This is a genomic window from Nonomuraea sp. NPDC048881 (assembly GCF_040649795.1).
Classification (GTDB): domain Bacteria; phylum Actinomycetota; class Actinomycetes; order Streptosporangiales; family Streptosporangiaceae; genus Nonomuraea.
Window position 1 is genome coordinate 35439 of record NZ_JBEZGC010000005.1, and the last position, 22004, is coordinate 57442.

Annotated in this window: 24 protein-coding genes; 7 read left to right on the top strand and 17 right to left on the bottom strand. The window is 70.5% G+C overall.

Annotated features, from left to right (window positions below):
• Positions 1 to 20 precede the first annotated feature (20 nt).
• Positions 21 to 800 carry a class F sortase gene (locus AB0C33_RS18625; protein ID WP_352322264.1) on the bottom strand — a complete coding sequence of 260 codons (780 nt, stop codon included), beginning with the start codon at positions 798 to 800 and terminating at the stop codon, positions 21 to 23.
• The gene (locus tag AB0C33_RS18630; protein WP_358289189.1) at positions 800 to 2227 is read right to left on the bottom strand and encodes a hypothetical protein; all 1428 of its coding nucleotides are present in this window, start codon (positions 2225 to 2227) and stop codon (positions 800 to 802) included. The genes AB0C33_RS18625 and AB0C33_RS18630 overlap by 1 nt, the downstream gene beginning before the upstream one ends.
• Before the next feature lie 247 nt (positions 2228 to 2474).
• Here AB0C33_RS18630 and AB0C33_RS18635 point away from each other — a divergent pair, with 247 nt between their 5' ends.
• Positions 2475 to 3620, top strand: a complete 1146-nt coding sequence (locus tag AB0C33_RS18635) for an acyl-CoA dehydrogenase family protein (RefSeq protein WP_358289192.1) — start codon at positions 2475 to 2477, stop codon at positions 3618 to 3620.
• 43 nt (positions 3621 to 3663) lie between these two features.
• On the top strand, positions 3664 to 3825 hold the full coding sequence (locus AB0C33_RS18640; protein ID WP_352322270.1) for a hypothetical protein: 162 nt from the start codon (positions 3664 to 3666) through the stop codon (positions 3823 to 3825).
• A 12-nt stretch (positions 3826 to 3837) separates the two neighbouring features.
• On the opposite strand, the gene AB0C33_RS18645 is transcribed toward AB0C33_RS18640, so the two are convergent.
• A complete protein-coding gene (locus AB0C33_RS18645) occupies positions 3838 to 4266 on the bottom strand; it encodes a MarR family winged helix-turn-helix transcriptional regulator (protein WP_358289195.1) in 429 nt (142 codons plus the stop codon).
• Between the two features lie 20 nt (positions 4267 to 4286).
• Between AB0C33_RS18645 and AB0C33_RS18650 the strand changes: the two genes are divergently transcribed.
• Complete coding sequence (locus AB0C33_RS18650) at positions 4287 to 4649, top strand: MarR family transcriptional regulator (protein WP_358289198.1); 363 nt, start codon at positions 4287 to 4289, stop codon at positions 4647 to 4649.
• On the opposite strand, the gene AB0C33_RS18655 is transcribed toward AB0C33_RS18650, so the two are convergent.
• The 3 genes from AB0C33_RS18655 to AB0C33_RS18665 form a co-directional block, all read right to left on the bottom strand.
• Positions 4646 to 5449: an alpha/beta fold hydrolase gene (locus AB0C33_RS18655; protein WP_358289201.1), complete on the bottom strand. Its 804-nt coding sequence runs from the start codon at positions 5447 to 5449 to the stop codon at positions 4646 to 4648. The two genes, AB0C33_RS18650 and AB0C33_RS18655, sit on opposite strands and share 4 nt — an antisense overlap.
• Positions 5446 to 7668 (bottom strand): SpoIIE family protein phosphatase, encoded by a 2223-nt coding sequence (locus tag AB0C33_RS18660; RefSeq protein ID WP_358289204.1) that lies wholly within the window; start codon positions 7666 to 7668, stop codon positions 5446 to 5448. The genes AB0C33_RS18655 and AB0C33_RS18660 overlap by 4 nt, the downstream gene beginning before the upstream one ends.
• A 123-nt stretch (positions 7669 to 7791) precedes the next feature.
• Complete coding sequence (locus AB0C33_RS18665; protein WP_352322278.1) at positions 7792 to 8496, bottom strand: metal-dependent transcriptional regulator; 705 nt, start codon at positions 8494 to 8496, stop codon at positions 7792 to 7794.
• Positions 8497 to 8598: 102 nt separating this feature from the next.
• On the opposite strand from AB0C33_RS18665, the gene AB0C33_RS18670 reads away from it, so the two are divergent.
• Positions 8599 to 9222, top strand: coding sequence for a UdgX family uracil-DNA binding protein (locus AB0C33_RS18670; RefSeq protein WP_358289207.1), 624 nt, complete (start codon positions 8599 to 8601; stop codon positions 9220 to 9222).
• On the opposite strand, the gene AB0C33_RS18675 is transcribed toward AB0C33_RS18670, so the two are convergent.
• Both AB0C33_RS18675 and pdxH read right to left on the bottom strand, forming a co-directional pair.
• Positions 9168 to 10454 (bottom strand): MFS transporter, encoded by a 1287-nt coding sequence (locus tag AB0C33_RS18675; RefSeq protein WP_358289210.1) that lies wholly within the window; start codon positions 10452 to 10454, stop codon positions 9168 to 9170. The two genes, AB0C33_RS18670 and AB0C33_RS18675, sit on opposite strands and share 55 nt — an antisense overlap.
• Before the next feature lie 10 nt (positions 10455 to 10464).
• Positions 10465 to 11142 carry a pyridoxamine 5'-phosphate oxidase gene (gene pdxH / locus AB0C33_RS18680; protein WP_358289213.1) on the bottom strand — a complete coding sequence of 226 codons (678 nt, stop codon included), beginning with the start codon at positions 11140 to 11142 and terminating at the stop codon, positions 10465 to 10467.
• Between the two features lie 202 nt (positions 11143 to 11344).
• On the opposite strand from pdxH, the gene AB0C33_RS18685 reads away from it, so the two are divergent.
• Complete coding sequence (locus tag AB0C33_RS18685) at positions 11345 to 12451, top strand: citrate synthase 2 (RefSeq protein ID WP_352322285.1); 1107 nt, start codon at positions 11345 to 11347, stop codon at positions 12449 to 12451.
• Positions 12452 to 12562: 111 nt separating this feature from the next.
• Positions 12563 to 13672 (top strand): phosphoserine transaminase, encoded by a 1110-nt coding sequence (gene serC, locus AB0C33_RS18690; protein ID WP_352322287.1) that lies wholly within the window; start codon positions 12563 to 12565, stop codon positions 13670 to 13672.
• Here serC and AB0C33_RS18695 read toward each other — a convergent pair.
• Positions 13669 to 14040 (bottom strand): BlaI/MecI/CopY family transcriptional regulator, encoded by a 372-nt coding sequence (locus tag AB0C33_RS18695; RefSeq protein ID WP_358289217.1) that lies wholly within the window; start codon positions 14038 to 14040, stop codon positions 13669 to 13671. The two genes, serC and AB0C33_RS18695, sit on opposite strands and share 4 nt — an antisense overlap.
• A gap of 38 nt (positions 14041 to 14078) precedes the next feature.
• On the opposite strand from AB0C33_RS18695, the gene AB0C33_RS18700 reads away from it, so the two are divergent.
• Positions 14079 to 14657, top strand: a complete 579-nt coding sequence (locus AB0C33_RS18700; protein ID WP_358289220.1) for a TIGR00645 family protein — start codon at positions 14079 to 14081, stop codon at positions 14655 to 14657.
• A gap of 3 nt (positions 14658 to 14660) precedes the next feature.
• On the opposite strand, the gene AB0C33_RS18705 is transcribed toward AB0C33_RS18700, so the two are convergent.
• From AB0C33_RS18705 to AB0C33_RS18740, 8 genes are all read right to left on the bottom strand, one after another.
• Positions 14661 to 15281 carry a rhomboid family intramembrane serine protease gene (locus AB0C33_RS18705; RefSeq protein ID WP_358289223.1) on the bottom strand — a complete coding sequence of 207 codons (621 nt, stop codon included), beginning with the start codon at positions 15279 to 15281 and terminating at the stop codon, positions 14661 to 14663.
• A 111-nt stretch (positions 15282 to 15392) separates the two neighbouring features.
• On the bottom strand, positions 15393 to 16157 hold the full coding sequence (locus tag AB0C33_RS18710; RefSeq protein ID WP_358289226.1) for a crotonase/enoyl-CoA hydratase family protein: 765 nt from the start codon (positions 16155 to 16157) through the stop codon (positions 15393 to 15395).
• Positions 16158 to 16163: 6 nt separating this feature from the next.
• Positions 16164 to 16937, bottom strand: a complete 774-nt coding sequence (locus AB0C33_RS18715; protein WP_352322296.1) for an SDR family NAD(P)-dependent oxidoreductase — start codon at positions 16935 to 16937, stop codon at positions 16164 to 16166.
• A 48-nt stretch (positions 16938 to 16985) separates the two neighbouring features.
• Complete coding sequence (locus AB0C33_RS18720; RefSeq protein ID WP_138689510.1) at positions 16986 to 17324, bottom strand: STAS domain-containing protein; 339 nt, start codon at positions 17322 to 17324, stop codon at positions 16986 to 16988.
• A 173-nt stretch (positions 17325 to 17497) separates the two neighbouring features.
• Complete coding sequence (locus AB0C33_RS18725; RefSeq protein WP_358289230.1) at positions 17498 to 18235, bottom strand: ABC transporter ATP-binding protein; 738 nt, start codon at positions 18233 to 18235, stop codon at positions 17498 to 17500.
• The gene (gene cbiQ, locus AB0C33_RS18730; protein WP_358289233.1) at positions 18229 to 18984 is read right to left on the bottom strand and encodes a cobalt ECF transporter T component CbiQ; all 756 of its coding nucleotides are present in this window, start codon (positions 18982 to 18984) and stop codon (positions 18229 to 18231) included. The genes AB0C33_RS18725 and cbiQ overlap by 7 nt, the downstream gene beginning before the upstream one ends.
• 23 nt (positions 18985 to 19007) lie before the next feature.
• Entirely contained in the window at positions 19008 to 20015 is a 1008-nt protein-coding gene (locus AB0C33_RS18735) for an energy-coupling factor ABC transporter permease (protein ID WP_358289236.1), read from the bottom strand.
• Positions 20016 to 20089: 74 nt separating this feature from the next.
• Complete coding sequence (locus AB0C33_RS18740; RefSeq protein ID WP_358289239.1) at positions 20090 to 21946, bottom strand: glycosyltransferase family 2 protein; 1857 nt, start codon at positions 21944 to 21946, stop codon at positions 20090 to 20092.
• Positions 21947 to 22004 lie beyond the last annotated feature (58 nt).

Below are 22004 nucleotides of genomic sequence, written 5' to 3' on the forward strand. Positions count from 1 at the left end.
AATCCGCCCCAAAAACCCCATCAGCCCTTCTTCTTCGACAACGTCGCGTACACCACGATGTTGTCCGTGTAGCTGTGCGCCTCCTTGTTGAAGACGCCGCCACACGTGATCAGCCGGAGCTGCGAGTCCTTGGTGTTCCCGTACACCCGGGACGTCGGGAACGCCGACTTGCTGACCTGCTCGATCCCGCTCACCGTGAACCGGGTGACCTTCCCGTCCGACCGGTACACGTAGATCTGGTCGCCCTTGGCCAGCTCGCGCAGACGGTCGAAGACGGCGGGGCCCTTGCGGGTGCTGACGTGGCCGTTGATGATCGCGGGCCCGAGCTCGCCGGGCACCGGCGAGAAGCGGTACCAGCCGGTCTGGTTGGGCCGGGTCAGCGGCGGAGTGCCCAGGTTGCCCTTGATGTCCACGGTGACGCCGCCGATGGGGGCGTTCACCTTGATCTTGGGGATCTTGATCCGGCTGGGCTTCGCCTTGGCCTTGGCGGCCTTCGTCCTGGCCTTGGGGATCGGCGGCACGGTCGGGGCCGCGGCCAGCGGCGGCGGCGCGTCCGGCCGGGCCGGGGTCAGCGTCGCGCCCTTGCCGCCCGGTCCCACGGTCGCGGGCAGCACGAACGCGCCCGCGTTCTCGATCTGCACGGCGGTCGGCCGGTCGGCGGCGGCCAGCGTGCCGGAGCCGTCGTCCACCTTGGGCGCCACGGAGAGCAGGCCCACCATGATCGCGCCGACGCCGGCCAGCGAACCGGCGATCAACAGTCCGGGCATCGCCCGCTGCATCGGAGTCTTCTGCTCGGCCATCACTTCGTTCCTCCCGCGTGCGCGGCCCTGCGGCGGCGCAGGGCGAGCCCGCCGCCCGCGCTGCCCATGAGCAACATCGCCCCACTGGCCATCAGCCCGTACGGCCGGTCCGGCTCGTCGGGCGCCTCACCGGTGTCCACCCCGCCCTTGGGGACCTTGGCCACCTGCGCCCTGACGTACGTGGTCGCCGTCGGGCCGGTCGCGGTGGGCGTGGCCGTGCTCGTCCCCGTGACCGCCGGCACCACGACCACGTGCCCGAGCCCGCTGCTCGGCGTGGGCCGCGAGTGGTTCCGCGTGGGGGTGCTGGTCGCCGTGGACGTGCCCGTGTTGGTGGGAGTGTTCGTCGGCGTGTTCGTCGGCGTGTTGGTGGGGGTGTTCGTCGGCGTGTTGGTGGGGGTCTGCGTGATCGTCGGTCCCGACTTCTCCCGTACGGTCACCGTCACCGAGACCGGCCCGCCGATGAGCTTGCACTTCGCGCCGTGGTAGCCCGTCGGGATCTTGGCGGTGTTGGTGGACACCTTGAACGCGTCGAGCCAGGCAGGCTTGCTGGAGGCGTTCACGATCCTGATGGTGTGCTTGCCGTACTTCAGCTCCGGCGACTTCCAGATCGTGAAGCCGCCGTCGAGGTCGTCGTTGACGGGCAGGTCGTCGTCGGAGCGCGAGGGGTCCTCCGTGGCCACCTTGCCGCCGTCGATGTAGATGTCCACGGGGCCGGCGTCCTTGTCGTGCGGCCCGATGTACTCCACGCCGGTGCCGGTGAAGCTCAACTCGGCCCAGGCGCCGAGGTCGTTGGTCTCGTGCAGGTCGTTGTGCACGTGGTTCTCGGAGCCCGGACGGTCGTCGATCGAGGTCCAGCCGGGGCCGTAGGTGACCTTCATGTCGGTCGGGTTGTCGGCCTCGTTGCCGTCGTTGGCGACGACCGTGCCGTCCGGCGGGGTGAAGTCGAGCTCGATGTCCTTCGGCGTGACTCTGATGTTCCCGACCTTGTCGATCAGGCCGGGGTCGTTCAGGGACTCGGGCAGCGACAGTTCGCCGTCGGGGCGCAGCTTGCCCTTCTGCTCGGCCGAGCCCTTCGGCTGCAGGATGCCCTGCCAGCTGCTGCTCAGCTCGACGTTGCCGGTGGCGTGCACGTTGGCGCCCGGAGCGAAGTAGCCGGGCGACTGGAGCCGTCCGTGGTCGGCGTAGTCGAGCTTCCAGGTGAAGTTGAGCGGGTCGCCGACCACCAGGTCGGTGGCGAAGGTGAGATGGGTGTTCAGGCGTACCGGTGCGTGCCGCACGATGCTGTCGGCCCCGGAGGGAACGCATTCGTACTGCACGTCCAGGTCGGCCGGTGCGGCCGAGGCCGGGACGCCGGGCAACGCGACGACCCCGACGGCCGCCACCGATGCGATCGACGCGGCGAGCAACGACTTGCGCCACCGACTCACGGGACACTCCGATCATCACAAATAGACCGAGGGTAGATCTTAGAGTCGAAAACACCCGCAACGCAGGCGGTTTCCCCCAAGTTCCAGCACTTGTGATGAAGCCGTGTCCCCTGCCGTGTCCCCTGCCGTGTCCCCTGCCGTGTCCCCCGCCGTGTCCCCCGCCGCCTCCCCTGCCGCGAAAGCGGGTATACCTCTGGGTAACAGAATCGTATTCTGTCGTGCACGACACCTGCTGGGAGGCGAATCGATGCAGCGAGACCTCTTCGACGAGGAGCACCTGCTCTTCAGGGAAACCGTGCGCGAGTTCATGGCCCGCGAGGTCGTGCCGCACCACGGCCAGTGGGAGAAGGACGGCATCGTGCCCCGCGACGTCTGGAAGAAGGCCGGCGAGATCGGCATGTTCGGCTTCGGCGTCCCCGAGGAGTACGGCGGATCCGGCATCACCGACTTCCGCTACAACGCGGTGATCGTCGAGGAGATCATCAGGACCGGCGCCTCCGGCCTGGGCTTCTCACTGCACAACGACGTCATGGCCCCGTACGTCGTCGAGCTCACCGACGACGAGCAGAAGCAGCGCTGGCTGCCCGGCTTCGCCTCCGGGGAGCTCATCACCGCGATCGCGATGACCGAGCCGGGCGCCGGCAGCGACCTGCAGGGCATCAGGACCACCGCCGTCCGCGAGGGCGACCACTACGTGGTCAACGGCCAGAAGACGTTCATCACGAACGGCGTCAACGCCGACCTCGTGGTCGTGGTCGCCAAGACCGACCCCGAGGCCGGGGCCAGGGGAACGACGCTGATCGTGGTCGAGCGCGGCATGGAGGGCTTCAACCGCGGCCGGAACCTGGACAAGGTGGGCATGAAGGCCCAGGACACCGCCGAGCTGTTCTTCGAGAACGTGCGCGTGCCCGTCGCCAACCGCCTCGGCCCGAACGAGGGCGAGGGCTTCTTCCACCTGATGAACAACCTGCCCCAGGAGCGCCTGTCGATCGCCGTGGCGGCGGTGGCCGCGGCGGAGACGGTGCTGGAGCAGACGATCGAGTACTGCAAGACCCGCCAGGCGTTCGGCCGCAACATCGGCTCGTTCCAGAACACCCGGTTCGTCCTGGCCGAGCTGGCGACCGAGACGGAGATCGCCCGCCACTACGTGGACAAGTGCATCCTGGCGCTCAACGCCCGGCAGCTCACCGTCGTGGACGCCGCCAAGGCCAAGTGGTGGACGACCGAACTGCAGAACAAGGTCATCGACCGCTGCCTCCAGCTCCACGGCGGCTACGGCTACATGATGGAGTACCCGGTCGCCAAGGCGTGGCTGGACAGCCGCGTCCAGACCATCTACGGCGGCACCACCGAGATCATGAAGGAGATCATCGGCCGGTCCTTCGGATTCTGACGGCGGGCGCGCGCCCGGCCGGGCCGCGCCGCATACTGTCACCATGGACGGCGGCCTGATCCTCCTCGTTTTCCTGGCGTTACTGTTCGCCTGGGGGCTCAACCGCGTGCGCAGGGCCTTCCGGCTCGGCCCCGTCGGCTACGCGGGCGTGATGATCGTGTTCATCATCGCCATGCTGCTCGTCTGGGGCCAGACGATGCGCTGAGGCCGGGAAGGCTCACCCCGGCATCCCCTGCACGAACCGGGTCAGCAGCCGGGCGAACTCGGCCCGCTCGGCCGCCGACCAGCCGGCGGTGGCCGACGCGAAGGCCGCCTGCCGGGCCTGCCGGGCCTGCGTGAGCGCGGCGGCGCCCGCGTCGGTCAGCACCAGCCACGCCCGCCGCCCGTCGGCCTGGTCGGCCTCCCGCCGCACCAGCCCCGCCGTCACGGCGGCCGTCACGAGCCGGCTCGCCCGCGGCTGGTCGACGTTGAGCGCCTCGGCGACCGCCGACACGGTGAGCCGTCCACCGGCGGCCTCGATCACGTCGAGCACCTCGAACTCGGGGCCCGCCGCGCCGTGCTGCCGGGCCAGCGCCCGCCTGCTCTGCCTGCGCCTGATCGCGACCATCGCCCGCTCGATCGCGGCGATTTCCTTGTCTTCATACATATAGTTGCTATTGTACATGCATGGACAGACCTATCGGATATTGGGTGAAGCACCTCGACAACCTGCTGGAGAACGCGTTGGGCCAGGCCCTGGCCACCCACGGCGCCTCACGCAGGGAGTGGCAGCTTCTCCACGCCACCGCCCAAGGGGAGAGCGCCGCCGCGCTGGCGCCGTTCGAGGGGGTGGAGGAGGCCGTACAGAGCCTGACGTCGAGGGGATGGCTCGCGGACGGGCGGCTGACCGACGAGGGCCGGGCCGTGCACACGGCCGTCTCCGAGCGGGTCACCCGCTTCCGGCAGCAGGTCACACAGGGCGTGAGCGCGCGGGAGTACCGGACCGCCGTCGAGGTGTTGCGCCGCATGGCGGCCAACGCCGAACGCTAGGAGGCCGCCCGGTCGGCCTCCAGCACGACCCGGGCCACCAGCTCCGGATCGTCGCTCATCGGCACGTGTCCGCAGCCCTTGAGCAGCTTGACCCGCTGCCCCGACCAGCGCGCCGCGCGCACGGCCTGGCGGCGCGGCAGCAACCGGTCGCGCTCGCCCCAGGCGATCGTGATGGGCGACTTCGGCGGGGCGGGCGGCATCAGCCCGCCGAACGACTCCAGCGTCTCGTCGAAGCCCGCCGCCCCCGCCAGCGCCTGCGTGGCCGCGACCAGCCCGGCGGGGTCGAGCCGGCTCGGACGGGCCACCAGCACCCCGCTGGACGCCGCCCGCATGACCGGGTTCCCGGCCGCCCTGACCGCCTGCTCCGGCGACATCGCGCGCGCCGAGTTCCGCAGGGCCTTCAGCGTCGTCTGGCAGTAGAGCAGCTCGGAGCGCGACCAGAAGCCGGCCGGCGACAGCGCGGTCGCCGCGCGCACGACGCCGCGCGAGGCCAGTTCGAGCGCGATGTAGCCGCCGAGCGAGTTGCCCACCACGTGCGGCTCCCGGATGCCGAGCAGCGCGCAGAACGACTCGACCGCGTCCGCCAGCGACTCCGCGGTGTACGGGATGCCCGCGGGCAGCCGCGGCGACACCCCGAAACCGGGCAGGTCGATCGCGATCACCATGTGGTCGGCGGCCAGCCGGTCCATCACCGGCAACCACGCCTGCCAGTGGTGCCCGATGCCGTGGACGAGGATCAGCGGCTCGCCGCTGCCCCGGCGTTCGAAGGCCAGCTCCATGCGGCCCAGTGAACCACTCACCTGCTCCGGGTGGGAATCTCGAACCAGACCGCTTTGCCTTCCCTGGTGGGACGGGATCCCCAGCGCTTGGCCAGCTGGTCGACCAGGTAGAGGCCGCGGCCGCCCTCGTCGTTCTCCCCGGCGCTGCGGATGCGGGGCAGGCGGAGGTCCTGGTCGAAGACCTCGACCCAGACCGACTCCTCGCCCCTGCGCAGCCTCAGCGTGAACTCCTTGTCGCCGACCGGCTCCTCCTCGAAGCCCGGCATGTCCCAGGACTCCTCGAACGGCAGCGGCGGCCCCTCGACGACCAGTTCCCGGCGCGGGGAGTTGGCGGTCGAGGCGTGCAGCACCACGTTGGTGACGACCTCGGAGACCAGCAGGCAGGCCAGCTCGGCGCGTTCCTCGGGCACGTTCCAGCCGGAGAACGCCTCGGAGGCCATGCGGCGCGCCTCGCCGACCATGATCGGCTGGGCCGGGAAGGTGCGCTCCTCGACGTCGAGGTCGACGTCGCTGGAGCGGACGACCAGGATCGCCATGTCGTCGTCGATCTCGCCGGGCACCGCGATCGTGGCGGCGTCGGCGATGCGCTCGACGTCGGCGTCGGCCATCTTGGCGAGCTTCTCGCACAGCACGCCGAGCGTCTCCTCCTCGCTCGGCATCCTGCCGTCGCGGCCCGGACGCCGGTCGACCAGGCCGTCGGTGTAGAGCAGCAGCGCCGCGCCCGGCGGGAGGGTGCGGGTCTCCTCCTTGTAGACCAGGTCGGCGTGCAGGCCCTTGGCCCGGACGCCGAGCGGCTGGCCGACCTCCTCTATGTCCATCTCCAGGCACTGGCCGTCGACCACCAGCAGCGGCGGCGCGTGCCCGGCGTTGGCGAAGGAGAGCTGCCGGGACCAGGCGTCGTAGACGAGGTACTGGCAGGTGACGATGGGCGGGATGCTGACATCGGCGCCGTTGTCGTCCTGCTCGGGGGTGGCGATGATGCGGGTCCACTCGTCGAGTCTGGCCAGGATGTCGGCGGGCGACTTGTCGTCTTGTGCGAAGGCCCGCAGCGCCGCCCTGAGCTGGCCCATGATGGCCGCGGCCTTGGCGCCCCTGCCCTCGACGTCGCCGATCACGATGCCGACCCGGCCGGCCGAGAGCGGGATCACGTCGTACCAGTCGCCGCCGACCTGGGTCTGGATGCCCTGGCCGTGGGAGGCGAGCGGGGCCGCCGGGTAGTAGCGCACCGCGATGTCGAGGCCGTCGAGCTGGGGCAGCGCCCTGGGCAGCAGGTGCTTCTGGAACGACTCGGCGGTGTGGCGCTCCTCCTCGAACAGCAGCGCGTTGTCGATCGCGAGGGCCACGCGGGTGGCGATGGCGCCCACGAAGTCGCGGTCGAAGGCGTCGTAGTGGGGGCTGCGCCGGTCGGTCAGGTTGGACAGGCCGAGGTACATCAGGCCCAGCGTCTCGCCGCGCACCAGCAGGGGGGCGACGATGGCCGAGGTCATGCCGATCTCACTGGCCAGGCGCGCGCTGCCCTCGTGCGGCGACGGGTAGCTGGTGGTGGAGAAGTCCTCGACGAGGATGGTCTCCTGGCGGCGCAGCGCGGTGTCGGCGTAGTGGCCGGAGGGGTAGCGGATCTCCGCGCCCACCGGCTTCCACGTGCCCGCGGGCGGGGTCCAGCCCTGGACGTGCTCCGAGACCCGGCGGACCAGCCGGTCGCCCTCCATGAGCTCGATGAAGCAGTGGTCGGCGAACTGCGGCACGAGCATCTCGGCCACCCGCTTGAGCGTCTCCTCGACGTAGAGGGAGCCGGCCAGCCGCTCGCCGATGCGTTCGAGGAGCCCGAAACGGTCTTTCTCGCGTTCGTTGCTGCGCAGGGCCTCGCGGGCCAGGATGACGATGCCGGTGACCGACCCGGACGGGTGGCGCAGCGGCACGGCCTGGGCGCGGACGTAGACGATCGTGCCGTCGCCGCGCCTGACGTCGAACGTGCCCTCCCACACGCCGCCCTTGAGCACGTGCTTGGCCAGCTCGATCGCCAGCGGGTGGTCCTTCTCCATGATCCCGAGGGACAGGACGGACGCGTCACGCCCCGGCGCGTTGCCGGGACGGCCGAACAGCTGCTCGGCGAAGGGATTCCAGTAGAGGAGATTGCTGAAGCGGTCTGTCACGACCACTGCCATTTCGGCATGGTCCAGAACGGACCCGGCACCAAGGTGATCAGCCGTTTCTTGTGACAGATCCCCCCATCGCTTCATCCGGAGACCACTCCTTGGGGTGGCTTGTGCGCACAGCGGACCACGGGTGCTCCTGCAACTGTCTTGGCCAGGGGAGAGTGGAGGGCCTCCCAAGAGGGATTCAACCAAGTGGCTGCGCGCGCGTCAGCGCTTGGAGACAAAAACGTGCGCGGCAACGTCACGCGGAAGCTCCGCGGGAGTGTCGTTCGCGTCACCGTCACCTGTCACCCGCACACCGTCGTCGCTCGCCGCGAGCGTCACCTCGCGTCCGGGTTGTATCCCAACTTGCTTGAGTTTAAGCATCACAGCAGGATCGCTTTGCACTTGTTCGCTGATCCGGCGCACCACGACCGGGATGTCACGCGGCCCGGCGGCCTCGGACATCGAGGTCAGGACGTTGGCCGCGCCCTCGGTCACCTCCTGCGCCCCCAGCTCGGCCAGCCCCGGGATGGGGTTTCCGTGCGGGCAGACCGTGGGGTTGTCGAGCAGCGTCACCAGCCGCGCCTCGACCGACTCGGACATGACGTGCTCCCACCGGCACGCCTCGATGTGGACCTCTTCCCAGGGAAGGCCGATGACCTGGGTGAGCAGGCATTCGGCCAGGCGGTGCTTGCGCATCACGCGGGTGGCCAGCGTGCGGCCCAGGTCGGTCATCGACAGGTGCCGGTCGCCCTCGACGCGGACGAGGCCGTCGCGCTCCATGCGGGCGACGGTCTGGCTCACGGTGGGGCCGCTCTGCTGGAGGCGCTCCGCGATGCGGGCGCGAAGGGGGACGATGCCCTCCTCTTCGAGCTCATAAATCGTACGGAGATACATCTCCGTCGTGTCGATCAGGCCGTGTGCGGTCAAGGCTCCTCCCAACTGAAATGCTACGCCGGTCGTGGCGGGGACTGAGCCCGTCCGCTACGGGCACAGAAGTCATCAGGAACCCTATTGGGAGAACGACCGACGATGGTTAAGGACGGCAACAACGGAGCGGCCGAGTTCCTTCCCGCCCGGCGCGACCTCGGCTCCCTGCGGACGGCGGCCGCCCGTTGCGAGGGCTGCGACCTGTACGCCAACGCCACCCGGACGGTGTTCGGCGAGGGTCCCGAGCAGGCCCGTTTCATGCTGGTGGGCGAGCAGCCGGGAGATCGCGAGGACCGCGAGGGTCATCCGTTCGTGGGGCCCTCTGGACGCGTGCTGGATCGGGGTCTGGAGGAAGCGGGAATCGAACGGGACGCGGTTTATCTGACGAACGCTGTCAAACATTTCTCCTTCACTCCCAGGGGGAAGAGAAGGATTCATCAGAAGCCGACGGTCGCCGAGATCGAGGCGTGCCAGCCGTGGCTCGGCGCGGAACTGGAGCTGGTGCGTCCCGACGTGGTCGTGGTGCTCGGCGCGACGGCGGCCAGGTCGCTGCTGGGCAGGGCGTTCCGGCTGACCGAGCACAGAGGCGAGCCGGTGCCGCTGGGCGACGCGCTCGCGGTGGCCACGATCCACCCCTCGGCGGTGCTGCGCGCGCCCGACCGGGACGCGGCCTACGCGGGCTTCGTCTCCGACCTCAGGGCCGCGGCGCGAGTGTCGGAGCGGTAATTGCGGAACCCGGCCACCGACAGGCCGACGACGAGCACGGTGACCGCGCACGCCAGTCCCCCGCCCACCCAGGCGCCGGTGAGCCCGAAGGCGGTCGCGGTCGCGCCGGCGCGCAGGTCGCCGAGGCGCGGGCCGCCCGCCACGACCACCATGAACACGCCCTGCATCCGCCCGCGCATCTCGTCGGGGGCGTAGAGCTGCAGGATCGACTGCCGCCACACCGACGAGATCACGTCGGCCACGCCGCCGACCGCCATGAACGCCACGACCAGCCACAGCTCGCGCACCAGCCCCGCGGCCGCGACGGCGAGCCCCCACATGGCGATGGCCAGCACGAGCGCGACGCCCTGCCGCGAGATCCGGCCCACCCAGCCGGAGAACAGCGCGCCGGCGACCGAGCCGATCGCCATGGCGGAGGTCACCCAGCCGAGCGCGGTCATCGAGCCGCCGAACCGATCGGCGGCCAGCTCGGGGTAGAGGGCGCGCGGCATGGCGAACACCATCGCGATGATGTCCACGACGAACGACATCAGCAGCACCGGGCTCCTGGCGATGAAGCTGAGGCCCTCCCAGACCGCCCGGGCTCCCGGACGTGTCACCTCGCCCAGCGGGGGCAGGGCGGGCAGCCTGAGGGCCGCGTAGAGGCCACCGCTGAACAGCAGGGCGTCCACCGCGTAGGCGGCGGCGTAGTCGGGGTGGTCGCCGCCGGTGGCCAGCAGCACGCCGCCGAGCATCGGGCCGACGACCGCGCCGAGGCTGTAGACCAGCGAGTTGAGCGCGTTGGCGGCCGGCACCAGGTCGGGGTCGAGGATGCGCGGGATCACCGAGCCCCTGGTCGGGCCGGTGATCGCGAACCCGGTGGCGTTGACCGCCGTCGCCGCGAAGATCAGATACACGTTGCCCAGCCCGAGCAGGGCCTGCGCCAGGATGACCAGGGTGGCCGCCCAGGTGATGAGCGAGCCGATGACGAGCAGCCTGCGCCGGTCGAAGGCGTCGGCGACGGCCCCGCCCCACAGCCCGAAGACCAGCAGCGGGACGAGGTTGGCCATGCCGAGCAGGCCCACCCAGAGCGAGGAGTGGGTCAGGTCGTAGACCTGCTGGCCGACCGCCACGACGGTGACGGCGACGCCCACGTTCGAGACGGCCTGGCCGGACCAGATCCGCCGGTACGCGGGCACGGCCAGCGGCCTTGTGTCCACAAGATGACGTTTGACCAGTTCCCCGAATGCCACCTAAGGCAATTTAAGGTGCAAGTCTCTCCAAAGCCCAACCGGGTCGGGTGCGCCGGTAGCGCAGCCTGTCGTGCATCCGGTCGAGCTGTCCCTGCCAGAACTCCACCTCGGTCGGCGTCACCCGGAAGCCGCCCCAGAAGTCGGGCACCGGCGGATCCTCCGGCCAGCGGGCGGACAACTCCTCGTAGCGCTCGTCGAGCTCCTCGCGCGAGCGCACGACCGCCGACTGCCGCGAGGCCCAGGCCCCGATGCGGGAGCCGTACGGGCGGGAGTTGTAGTAGTCGGCCGACTCCTGGTGGGAGATGCGGGCGACGGTGCCCTCGATGCGGATCTGGCGGCGGATGGCGTGCCAGGGGAACAGCAGCGAGGCGCGTCCGTTCTCGGCCAGGTCGCGGCCTTTGCGGGACTCGTAGTTGGTGTAGAAGACGAAGCCGTTCTCGTCGTAGCCCTTGAGCAGGACCGTCCTGGCGCTCGGCCGGCCGCCCGCGGAGGCGGTGGCGAGGACCATGGCGTTGGGTTCGGGCAGGCCGGCGTCGAGCGCGTCCTGGAACCAGACGGTGAACTGCGCGACGGGGTCGGACGCGAGGTCGGTCTCGAGCAACGGCTCGCCCTCGTACGTTCGGCGTAGCGCCGCCAGCAGGGGCGGGCGCGGGGTGGCATCCACGAGACGGTATTCTTGCGCGCTCATGTGGCAGATCCCACGCTAGGGCGCGTTCGGCGGCCTGACGCAGGTCGCGGGACACGTGCCCACAGCAGGCTCCCTACCAGCGGGTTTGACGTTTCGGCGGGTCCCGAGACCGACCATGACCTGGGAGGGGGTTAAATTGACCCGCCGGTATCTCGACATCAAGGCATTGCCGTTACATGGCAAGAAAGGGAGGCGGCCGAGCATGTCCGACTTCAAACCCGGCCTCGAAGGCGTCGTAGCTTTCGAGACCGAGATCGCGGAACCGGACAAAGAAGGGGGCGCCCTTCGATACCGGGGCGTCGACATCGAGGAGCTGGTCGGCCGTGTCCCGTTCGGGCACGTTTGGGGCCTGCTGGTCGACAACAAGTTCCAGCCGGGCCTGCCCCCGGCGGAGCCGTACCCCATCCCTGTCCACTCCGGTGACATCCGCGTAGACGTGCAGAGCGCGCTGGCCATGCTGGCTCCGGCCTATGGCTTCAAGCCCCTGCTCGACATCAGTGACGAGGAGGCCCGCGACCAGCTCGCGCGCGCCTCCGTGATGGCGCTCTCCTTCGTCGCGCAGTCCGCGCGCGGCCTCGGCCTGCCGATGGTGCCGCAGAGCCGGGTCGACGAGGCGAAGACCATCGTCGAACGCTTCATGATCCGCTGGCGCGGTGAGCCTGATCCCAAGCACGTCAAGGCCATCGACGCCTACTGGACCTCGGCCGCCGAGCACGGCATGAACGCGTCCACGTTCACCGCCCGCGTCATCGCCTCCACCGGCGCCGACGTGGCCGCGGCGCTCTCCGGCGCCGTGGGCGCGATGTCGGGCCCGCTGCACGGCGGCGCCCCCGCCCGCGTGCTCCACATGATCGAAGGCGTGGAGCAGCTGGGCGACGCCAAGAAGTACGTCCAGAGCGAGCTCGACAAGGGCAACCGGCTCATGGGCTTCGGCCACCGCGTCTACCGCGCGGAGGACCCGCGCGCCCGCGTGCTGCGCCGCACCGCCAAGGAGCTCGACGCGCCCCGCTACGAGGTCGCGGCGGCGCTGGAGCAGGCCGCCCTGGAGGAGCTGCACGCCCGCAAGCCCGACCGGGTGCTCGCCACCAACGTCGAGTACTGGGCGGCCGTGGTGCTGGACTTCGCCGAGGTGCCCTCGCACATGTTCACCTCGATGTTCACCTGCGCCCGCACGGCCGGCTGGGCCGCGCACATCCTGGAGCAGAAGCTCACGGGCCGGCTGGTGCGTCCGAGCGCCAACTACATCGGCCCGGCCTCGCGCCCGCTGAGCGACGTCCCCGGCGCCTCCGAGGTTGTCGGCACGATCTGACACGTTCTCACCCGTGTCATGAACGGCCCGCCCGCTCAAGGGCGGGCCGTTCCGCGTCTCATTCGGCGGACCCGTGCGACGTCACCCGGACGGCCTCAGTACGCTTGGCACGTGGCTGACATCGTGATTCCCGCTGACATCAAGCCCGCCGACGGCCGCTTCGGCTGCGGGCCCTCGAAGGTTCGCACCGAGCAACTGGCCGCGCTCGCCGCCTCCGGCGCGAGCCTCATGGGCACCTCCCACCGCCAGAAGCCGGTCAAGAACCTGGTCGGCCGCGTGCGCTCCGGCCTCGCCGACCTGTTCTCGCTGCCCGAGGGCTACCAGGTCGTGCTGGGCAACGGCGGCACCACCGCGTTCTGGGACATCGCGGCCTTCGGGCTGATCAGGGAGAAGTCCCAGCACCTGTCGTTCGGCGAGTTCTCCTCGAAGTTCGCCGCCGTCGCCAAGAAGGCGCCCTGGCTGGCCGACCCGAGCGTGATCAAGTCCGACGTCGGCACCCACCCCACCGCGGTGGCCGAGGACGGCGTCGACGTCTACGCCCTCACCCACAACGAGACCTCGACCGGCGTCGCCATGCCGATCTCCCGCGTGGGCGGCGACGACTCGCTGGTGCTGGTCGACGCCACCTCCGGCGCGGGCGGCCTGCCGGTCGACATCGCCGAGACCGACGTCTACTACTTCGCCCCGCAGAAGAGCTTCGCCTCCGACGGCGGCCTGTGGATCGCGATCATGTCGCCGCGCGCCCTGGCCAGGGTCGAGGAGATCGCCGCCTCCGGCCGGTACGTGCCCGAGTTCTTCAGCCTGCCGATCGCGATCGACAACTCCGGCAAGGACCAGACCTACAACACGCCCGCCGTGGCCACGCTGTTCCTGCTGGCCGACCAGCTCGACTGGATGAACGGCAACGGCGGCCTGGCCTGGACCACCGCCCGCACCGCCGAGTCCAGCCAGCGCCTGTACACCTGGGCCGAGAAGTCGTCCTACGCCACGCCGTTCGCCGCCCCGCAGTTCCGCTCGCAGGTGGTCGGCACGATCGACTTCAACGACGACGTCGACGCCGCCGAGGTGGCCAAGGTGCTGCGCGCCAACGGCATCGTCGACACCGAGCCCTACCGCAAGCTGGGCCGCAACCAGCTCCGCATCGCGATGTTCCCGGCCATCGAGCCGTCCGACGTCGAGGCGCTGACGGTCTGCGTCGACCACGTGGTCGAGCGTCTCTAGCCCGGCGCCCGCCGGCCCGTCCGGCGGGTCAGCTCGTCCAGGAGCGCCAGGGCGTCCGCCTCCTCGACGCTCTGCGCGAACCTCGTCAGCACCGGCAGCCTGTCGGTGCTGACGGCGAGGGCCTCCAGCATCAGGCGGCTGACGTGCTCGGCCCTTGAGCAGGCGGCCGCGTAGCGGAAGGCGTTGCGCGCGGGCGTGCGCACCAGCAGGCCCTTGCGCACCAGCCGCTCGGCGACGGTCTGCACGGTCGTGTACGCCAGGTCGCGGTCCTCGTTGAGGCTGCCCAGGAGCTCCCGCACGCGCATGGCCCTGCCGGCATCCCACAGCACGTTCATGATCGCGCGTTCCAGGGATCCCAGGTTCGCCAACTCAACCAGTCCTCCGGCTCGATCAGTAGGAAACATTCTTGCCCGAACAGCCCCCGATCGGCCAGGGGCGAGCGCTGCCCCGCAGCCTCGGCTACCTCATGTTCGCCAGCCGCTGGCTTCAGGTCCCGCTCTACCTGGGCCTCATCGTGGCGCAGGCGGTGTACGTCTGGCAGTTCATGACCGAGCTGTGGCACCTGCTCAGCAGCGTCTTCCTGCACCCGGCGACCGGCGACGGCACCTCGGCCGAGGTCGTCGTCATGCTGACGGTCCTGGCGCTGATCGACGTCGTGATGATCTCCAACCTGCTGATCATGGTGATCATCGGCGGCTACGAGACGTTCGTCTCGCGGATCAACCTCAACGACCATCCCGACGAGCCCGAATGGCTCTCCCACGTCAACGCCAACGTGCTGAAGGTCAAGCTGGCCACGGCCATCGTGGGCATCTCGTCGGTGCACCTGCTCCAGACGTTCATCCGGGCGCGTGACGTGCCCAACGACAAGATCATGTGGCAGACGATCATCCATCTGGCGTTCGTGGCCTCGGCGATCGGCCTGGCGCTCATCGACCGCATGCTCGCCGGCTCACCGGCCGAGCGCACCAAGCCGCACCTGTAGGGCTCAGACGCGGGCCGGCAGCTCTTTCCTGCGGCGCAGCACCCAGGCGGCCACCACGCCGCCCAGGAGCCCGAACAGATGGCCCTGCCACGAGATGCCCTGCTGGTTGGGGAGCAGGCCCCACAGGATCGAGTAGTAGGCCACGCCCACGCCGATGCCGATCAGGACGTCCACCAGGCGGCGGTCGAACAGGCCCCGGGCCAGCACGAAGCCGAAGTAGCCGAAGACCAGGCCGCTCGCGCCGATGGTGATCACGCCGGGGCTGGACACCCACGTGCCGAGGCCGCCGATCAGCACGATCAGCAGCGTGGCCCAGAGGAACTTGCGGATGTCGCGCACCGCCGCCAGGAAACCCAGCACCAGCAGCGGCAGCGAGTTGGCCATGAGGTGGCCGAAGCCGCCGTGCAGAAACGGCGCGAACAGGATGCCCACCAGGCCGTCGGCGTCCCAGCCAGCGATGCCGTAGGAGTCGAGCGCGCCGCCCATCACGTAGTCGACGCCTTCCAGGACCCACATCACGGCGAGCATGGACCCGAGGATGACGATCGCCTTGATCGCGCTCGACAGGAAGGTGCCGGCGCCGCGCTTGGCCGACTCGAACCTGGAACCCGAATGGTCGCTCATGCGCTCTCCTGGTGGTGGTCTCCTCCCTTTACCGTACGCAGGAAAGGTCACGCACGCGCGTTGACGCGGCCCCTTCCGGACGTGCGGAAGGGGCCGGCGTACGGGTGAGGGTTACTCGCCCTTCCACTGGGGGGCGCGCTTCTCGGCGAAGGCCGCCGCGCCCTCCATGGCGTCCTTGGAGCCGAACACCGGGTTGATGATCGCGCCCTGCCTCTTGAACATCTCCTCCAGGGGCCAGTCCTGGGACTCGATGATCACCTTCTTGGTCGCCGCGAGCGCCAGGGGCGCGTTGGCGGCGATCTTGCGGGCCAGCTCCAGCGCGCCCTCCAGGGCGGCCCCCGGCTCGGTGATCCGGTTGACCAGGCCCAGCTCGTACAGGCGGGAGGCGGGGTAGTGGTCGCCGGTCAGGGCGATCTCCATGGCCACGTGGTACGGGATCCGCCGCGGCAGCCGCATGATCCCGCCCGCGCCCGCCACCAGCCCGCGCTTCGGCTCGGGCAGCCCGAACGTGGACTCCGACGAGGCCACGATGACGTCGCAGGACAGGGCCAGCTCGAAGCCGCCCGCCAGGGCGTACCCCTCGACCGCGGCCACCAGCGGCTTCTTCGGCGGCGCCTCGGCGATGCCGCCGAAGCCGCGCCCCTCGACCAGCGGGACGTCCCCGGACAGGAACCCCTTGAGGTCCATGCCCGCGCAGAACGTGCCCCCGGCGCCGGTCAGCACGTACGCCGAGATCTCGGGGCGGGCGTCGAAGGCGTCCAGCGCCTCGGCGATCCCCCGGGCCACCGCGCCGTTGATCGCGTTACGCGCCTTCGGCCGGTTGATGGTGATGACCGCGACGTTGCCGGACTCCTCGACGAGCACTTCGTCAGACACGGGACCTCACTTGGGCTGGAAGCGGATGCCGCCGTCGAAGCGCACGACCTCGGCGTTCATGTAGTCGTTCTGGACGAGCGAGTGCACCAGGTGGGCGAACTCGTCGGCCCGGCCCATGCGCTTGGGGAAGACCACGGGGGCCACGAGCTTGGCCTTGAACTCCTCGGCGTTGCCGGAGAAGCCGTAGATGGGGGTGTCGATGATGCCGGGGCAGATCGTGTTCACGCGAACGCCGATGGCCGCCAGGTCGCGCGCGGCGGGGACCGTCATGCCCACGATGCCGCCCTTGGAGGCCGAGTAGGCGAGCTGGCCCGTCTGGCCCTCCAGGGCGGCGACGGAGGCCGTGTTGATGACCACGCCGCGCTGGCCGTCGGCGTCGACCGGCTCGGTGGCGGCGATGGCGGCCGCGGCGATGCGCATGAGGTTGAAGGTGCCGATCAGGTTGACCTCGATCACCTTGCGGTACGTGGCCGGGTTGTGCGGCTTGCCCTCGCGGTTGACCGTGCGCTCGGCCCAGCCGATGCCCGCGCTGTTGACCACGACGCGCAGCGGCTTGCCCGTGGCCACGGCCGCGTCGACGGCCGCCTGCACCTGATCGTCGTCCGACACGTCCGTCCTGACGAAGACGCCGCCGAGCTCGTCGGCGACGGCCTTGCCGCGCTCCTCGTTGAGGTCGGCGATGACCACGGTGGCGCCCGCGCGGGCGAGCTCGCGGGCCGTCGCCTCACCGAGGCCGCTGGCACCGCCGGAGATGATTGCTGCAGATCCGTTGACGTCCATATCCCGGACCTTAACGCGCCAACCGAATGAAGTTCTACTCGGGGCCGGTTAAATTCCGCCCACGGCGCTGTCGACGTCGGAGTACACCTTGATCCGCCGGTCGAGCCCCGTGGTCCGCAGGATGCGCGCCACGGGCGCCTGGGGCGCGGCGAGGGACACCCCGCCCCCTTCTCCCGTGGCCAGCCGCCAGGCCTCGATCAGCACCGAAAGACCGCTGGAGTCCATGAACGACAGTTGCTGCAGGTCGAGCACGAGCCTGGCGCTGTCCTGCTTGATGGCGTCGCGGACCTCGTCGCGGAGGAACGGTGCGGTGAACAGATCGAGCTCTCCCTCAACGGCCACCACCACGGCGTCACCCAGGGCGTGTCGCGCAAGCCGCAGCTTCATTTGGCCCCTCCTCGATGAGCCACTGTACTTCGACATCCCCGGATAGCGGGCATGCACAAACTACGAAGAGCCGGATACAGAAGGACTAGACCGGACCAATCACGCGCTGGACGCGGCGCTGAGGGTTCTTACCCAGCCGGCCGCCCGGCCCGCGACCTGGGGACCAGGTTGCCTCATCCGGCCGGGACGGCGAAGCCGTACGGGAGCTCCAGGCGGTGCCCGGCCAGCAGCTCGGCGTCGGCCAGCAGCTCGCGCGTGGGCCCGTCGGCGGCGATCACGCCTCCCGACAGGATCAGCGAGCGCTCGCACAACTCCAGCGCGTACGGCAGGTCGTGGGTGACCATGAGCACCGTCACGTCCAGCGAACGCAGGATCTCGGCCAGCTCCCTGCGCGCGGCCGGGTCGAGGTTGGAGGACGGCTCGTCGAGCACCAGGATCTCCGGCCGCATCGCCAGCACCGTGGCCACCGCCACCCGGCGCCGCTGGCCGAACGACAGGTGGTGCGGCGGCCGGTCGGCGGCCTCCAGCATGCCGACCCGGTCGAGGGCGTCGCGGACCACCCGGTCGAGCTCGGCGCCCTTGAGGCCGGCGTTGGCGGGGCCGAAGGCGACGTCGTCCCGGACCGTGGGCATGAAGAGCTGGTCGTCGGGGTCCTGGAAGACCAGGCCGACGCGCTGCCTGATCTCCTTGAGCGTGTCCTTGCGCACCGGGACGCCGCCCACGGCCACGCTGCCGTGCCCGGCGGTGAGGATGCCGTTGAGGTGCATGACGAGGGTCGTCTTGCCGGCGCCGTTGGGGCCGAGCAGCGCCACCCGCTCACCGCGGCCGATCGCCAGGTTCACGCCGAACAGCGCCTGAGTGCCGTCGGGGTAGGCGTAGGCCAGGTCACTGACCTCCAGAGAGTTCACCATGAGAGCCCCAGAACCGCGAGTGCCACGACGGGCAGGGCGAGCGCCGCCGCCCACTGCCCGATGGATGCCGAAATATCTTGAATTATCGGCATCCGTCCAGCGTAGCCGCGACTCAGCATCGCCAGATGCACCCGCTCACCCCGCTCGTACGAACGGATGAACAGCGCCCCGGCCGAACGCGCGATCACCGGGATCTGCCGGAAGTTGCGCGCCTCGAACCCGCGCGACTCGCGGGCCACCCGCATCCGCCGCATCTCCTCCAGGATCACGTCCATGTACCTGAGCATGAACATGGCGATCTGCACCAGCAGGCTCGGCAGCCGCAGCCGCTGCGCCCCGACGAGGATGATCCGCGGCTCGGTGGTGGCCGCGAGCAGGATCGAGGCGATCACCCCGAGCGTGGCCTTGACCAGGATGTTCCAGGCCGCCCACAACCCCGGCACGCTCAGCGAGACGCCGAGCACCGTCGTGCGCTCGCCCATCCCGATCACCGGGATCAGGAACGCGAACAGCACGAACGGCAGCTCGATCACCATCCGCCGCAGCACGTGCCCGACCGGCACCCGCGCGGCCAGCGCGACGCCCCCGAGCAGCGCCGCGTAGACCGCGAACGCCCAGAAGCGCTCCCGCGGCGTGGCCACCACGACGACGGCGAAGGCGAAGACGGCGAGCAGCTTGCACTGCGGCGGCAGCCGGTGGACGAGGGAGTCACCCGGCAGGTAGAGATCGTGCCGATGCCCCGCGCCCACCGTCACTCACCGTCTCTCACAGATCAGACCCCCACGTTCGTACGGCTGCGCGCGGCGAACGCCACGGCCCCGGCGATGAGCAGCACCAGCCCGACGCCGACGATCCCCGCCACGCCGACCGGGATGCCGCCCACCTCACCGTAGTCGGCCAGCGCCCACGACCCGAACGCGTGGTCGGCCGCCTGGCCGCCGAAGCCCTTGTTCTCGGCCACGGCCTCCAGCCCGTCGGGGTCGGAGGCGGCGAAGAAGGACACCACGCCGGCCAGCACCAGGGTCAGCCCGATCCCGCCCAGCAGGAACGGCTTGAGCGCGCCCGGCCGGGCCGCCGGCGCCGGCTCGTCCACGGTCGTGGTGGCGCCGTCGGCCCCCTTGAGCACCAGCGGCTTGGCCAGCCCGCGGGCGCCGTACACCAGGTCGGGTCGGACGGCCAGCACGGCGGCGACGGTGGTGGCGGTGATCAGCGCCTCGCCGATGCCGATCAGCACGTGCACGCCGCCCATGGCCGCGGCCACGGCCGACACCTCGATGGGCGCGGTGCCGCCGATCCAGAACAGCACGGAGAACACCAGCGCCGAGGCCGGCACCGAGATCAGCGCCCCGAGGAAGGCCCCGAGCGTCACCCCGCCCCGCCCCCTGGCCATGGCGGTGACCAGCCGGAAGACGCCCCACCCGACCAGCACGGTGACGATGCCCATGATGGTGATGTTGACGCCCAGCGCGGTCAGCCCGCCGTCGGCGAAGAACACGGCCTGCACCAGGAGCACCACGGCCATGCAGAGCACGCCTGTGTAGGGCCCCACGAGTATCGCCGCCAGCGCGCCGCCCAGCAGGTGGCCGCTGGTGCCCGCCGCGACGGGGAAGTTCAGCATCTGGACCGCGAAGATGAAGGCCGCCACGAGCCCCGCCATGGGCGCGGTCCGGTCGTCCAGCTCGCGACGGGCGCCCCGCAGGCAGACCGCTACCCCGGCGGCCGCCACCGCTCCGGCGGAGACGGATGTAGCTGCGTTGAAGAAGCCATCGGGTACGTGCACGGCAACGCCTCCAGAAGGACGAACAAATCCTCCTCACTTTAGAGCATCGCCTTGCACCTGCACATAGGTGGCAATTACTGAAGGAGCTTCCTGAGGATCGTTCGCGGCGTCAGCCGGTGCACGACCGTGCTCAGCCGTCCCTTCCCCGAGGTCGCGTACGGCCGCACGCTGCGCAGCAACGCCGCGCCCCGCCACCTGCGCGGGCCGGCGACCGTGTCGGCGTCGGTCTCGATCCTGAACAGCGCGGGCGGCCCGCCGAGGTCGAGCTCCAGGTAGGCGTCCCAGGTGCCGGGCGGGAGCCGGCCCACCGCCGGCCGGGCCGCGAACCCGCCCTCGGGCAGCGCCGTCACGCGCTCGGCGCGCTCGCGGCCGGTACGCCGTTCGCGCCAGACGATCTGCCTGATCGCCGCGCACTCGGGCACCTGCCCGGCCACGCTGACCTCGCCGTGCACGACCAGCCGGTGGCCCAGCCCCCACCTGGTCCGCTCCAGCCGGACGGTGCCGGGCACGGCGACGACATGGCCGCCGACGTCGATGCTCAGGTTGCCGTTGTCCCTGGTGAAGTACGGCAGGGTCACCACGCCGCCGATCAGGCGGGGCTGCGGCCGGGTGACGCCGTTGTCCCGGTCGGCGCCCAGCCGGCCGTGGCGCACCACCCCCTCCAGCTCGACCGCCACCCGCAGGTCCCAGACGCCGGAGGCGAGCGCGGCGGCCTCCACCCGGGCGGTGAACTCCGCGCCCCGCCGCTCGGCCGGGACGACGAGCTCGCCGTGCGGGTCGTTGCGGGGGCGCAGCACCAGGGCCACGCCGTCGTCCTGGCTGATGCCCTCCAGCCCGGCCGTGCCGCTCACCACCAGGTGGTCCTCCTCCCAGCGCAGCCCGGTCAGCCGCCGCCGCACGGTGGCGCTCTCGATGCGGGCCAGCCGGACCAGGCGCTCGACGTCGCCGAGCGCGGCCACGCGCTGCTTGTCGATGGTGTTCAGCCGGGCGTGCACGCCGGGGGTGAACCACTCGTCGCACAGCGCCGCGACCTCCTGGGCGATCTCCTTGCGGCGCACGTCGTCGCTCTCCAGGAACACCGTGCCGAGCTGGCTGAAGGCGTCGAGCCTGAAGTGCCGGCGCAGCAGGTGGTCGCGCAGCGGGCCGGGCTCGACGTGCCGGGCCATGAGCCGGATGGGCCGCCGGATCATGGTCAGCCAGGCGATCGGGTCGCGGCTGCCCGCCCGCTGCATGATGCTGCTGCCGTCGGACCTGGAGACCAGGTGGTAGCAGTCGTAGTCGGCGACCACCGAGATCACGCCGGCGTGGCAGTAGGCGTGCACGGTGAACATGATGTCCTCGCCGACCAGCATGTCCTCGGCGAAACGGATGCCGTGGCGCTCGACCATCTCCCGCCTGAACAGCTTGAAGCAGCTCAGGCTGTTGTAGACGTTGCTGTCGGCGAGGGTCAGGCGCTCGGCGTTCTGCTGGAACATCGAGGCCGGGGCCCGCCTGCCGTGGCCCACGATCTTGCCGAGCACGATGTCGGAGCCGTTCCTGTCGGCCATGGCGACCATGCGTTCCAGCGCCTCGGGGCCGAGGTGGTCGTCGGCGTCGCAGAAGAAGACGTACCGGCCGGTGGCATGGGCGAGGCCGACGTTGCGCGGCCGGCCGGCGCCGCCCGACCCCTCGATGTGCACGACCTTGACGCTGGACTGGTGGTAGGTGGCATAGAGGTCGAGGAGCTCGGCGCCGCCGTCGGTGGAGCCGTCGTCGACGACGATGATCTCCTTCTTCACCCGCTGCACGAGCGCCGAGGTGAGGCACCTGTCCAGATAGGGACGGCAGTTGTGCACCGGGATGACGACGCTGACGTCGACCGTCTCGTCGTTGTTACCCGCCGCCGACATCGCCACCACTGCCGTCACCTCGGAGTCACGTTGCGCCGCCATGTCGTTTCAGTATGTGACGAACGCCCGTCGCCGCGGGGGGCGATCGGCCGTCTTGGAG

Bases quoted from the DNA above. Each gene is read 5' to 3' on its own strand.
- AB0C33_RS18625 (WP_352322264.1), bottom strand. From the start codon at position 800: ATGGCCGAGCAGAAGACTCCGATGCAGCGGGCGATGCCCGGACTGTTG.
- AB0C33_RS18635 (WP_358289192.1), top strand. From the start codon at position 2,475: ATGCAGCGAGACCTCTTCGACGAGGAGCACCTGCTCTTCAGGGAAACC.
- AB0C33_RS18640 (WP_352322270.1), top strand. From the start codon at position 3,664: ATGGACGGCGGCCTGATCCTCCTCGTTTTCCTGGCGTTACTGTTCGCC.
- AB0C33_RS18645 (WP_358289195.1), bottom strand. From the start codon at position 4,266: ATGTATGAAGACAAGGAAATCGCCGCGATCGAGCGGGCGATGGTCGCG.
- AB0C33_RS18650 (WP_358289198.1), top strand. From the start codon at position 4,287: ATGGACAGACCTATCGGATATTGGGTGAAGCACCTCGACAACCTGCTG.
- AB0C33_RS18660 (WP_358289204.1), bottom strand. From the start codon at position 7,668: ATGAAGCGATGGGGGGATCTGTCACAAGAAACGGCTGATCACCTTGGT.
- AB0C33_RS18670 (WP_358289207.1), top strand. From the start codon at position 8,599: ATGGTTAAGGACGGCAACAACGGAGCGGCCGAGTTCCTTCCCGCCCGG.
- pdxH (WP_358289213.1), bottom strand. From the start codon at position 11,142: ATGAGCGCGCAAGAATACCGTCTCGTGGATGCCACCCCGCGCCCGCCC.
- AB0C33_RS18685 (WP_352322285.1), top strand. From the start codon at position 11,345: ATGTCCGACTTCAAACCCGGCCTCGAAGGCGTCGTAGCTTTCGAGACC.
- AB0C33_RS18705 (WP_358289223.1), bottom strand. From the start codon at position 15,281: ATGAGCGACCATTCGGGTTCCAGGTTCGAGTCGGCCAAGCGCGGCGCC.
- AB0C33_RS18715 (WP_352322296.1), bottom strand. From the start codon at position 16,937: ATGGACGTCAACGGATCTGCAGCAATCATCTCCGGCGGTGCCAGCGGC.
- AB0C33_RS18720 (WP_138689510.1), bottom strand. From the start codon at position 17,324: ATGAAGCTGCGGCTTGCGCGACACGCCCTGGGTGACGCCGTGGTGGTG.
- AB0C33_RS18725 (WP_358289230.1), bottom strand. From the start codon at position 18,235: ATGGTGAACTCTCTGGAGGTCAGTGACCTGGCCTACGCCTACCCCGAC.
- AB0C33_RS18740 (WP_358289239.1), bottom strand. From the start codon at position 21,946: ATGGCGGCGCAACGTGACTCCGAGGTGACGGCAGTGGTGGCGATGTCG.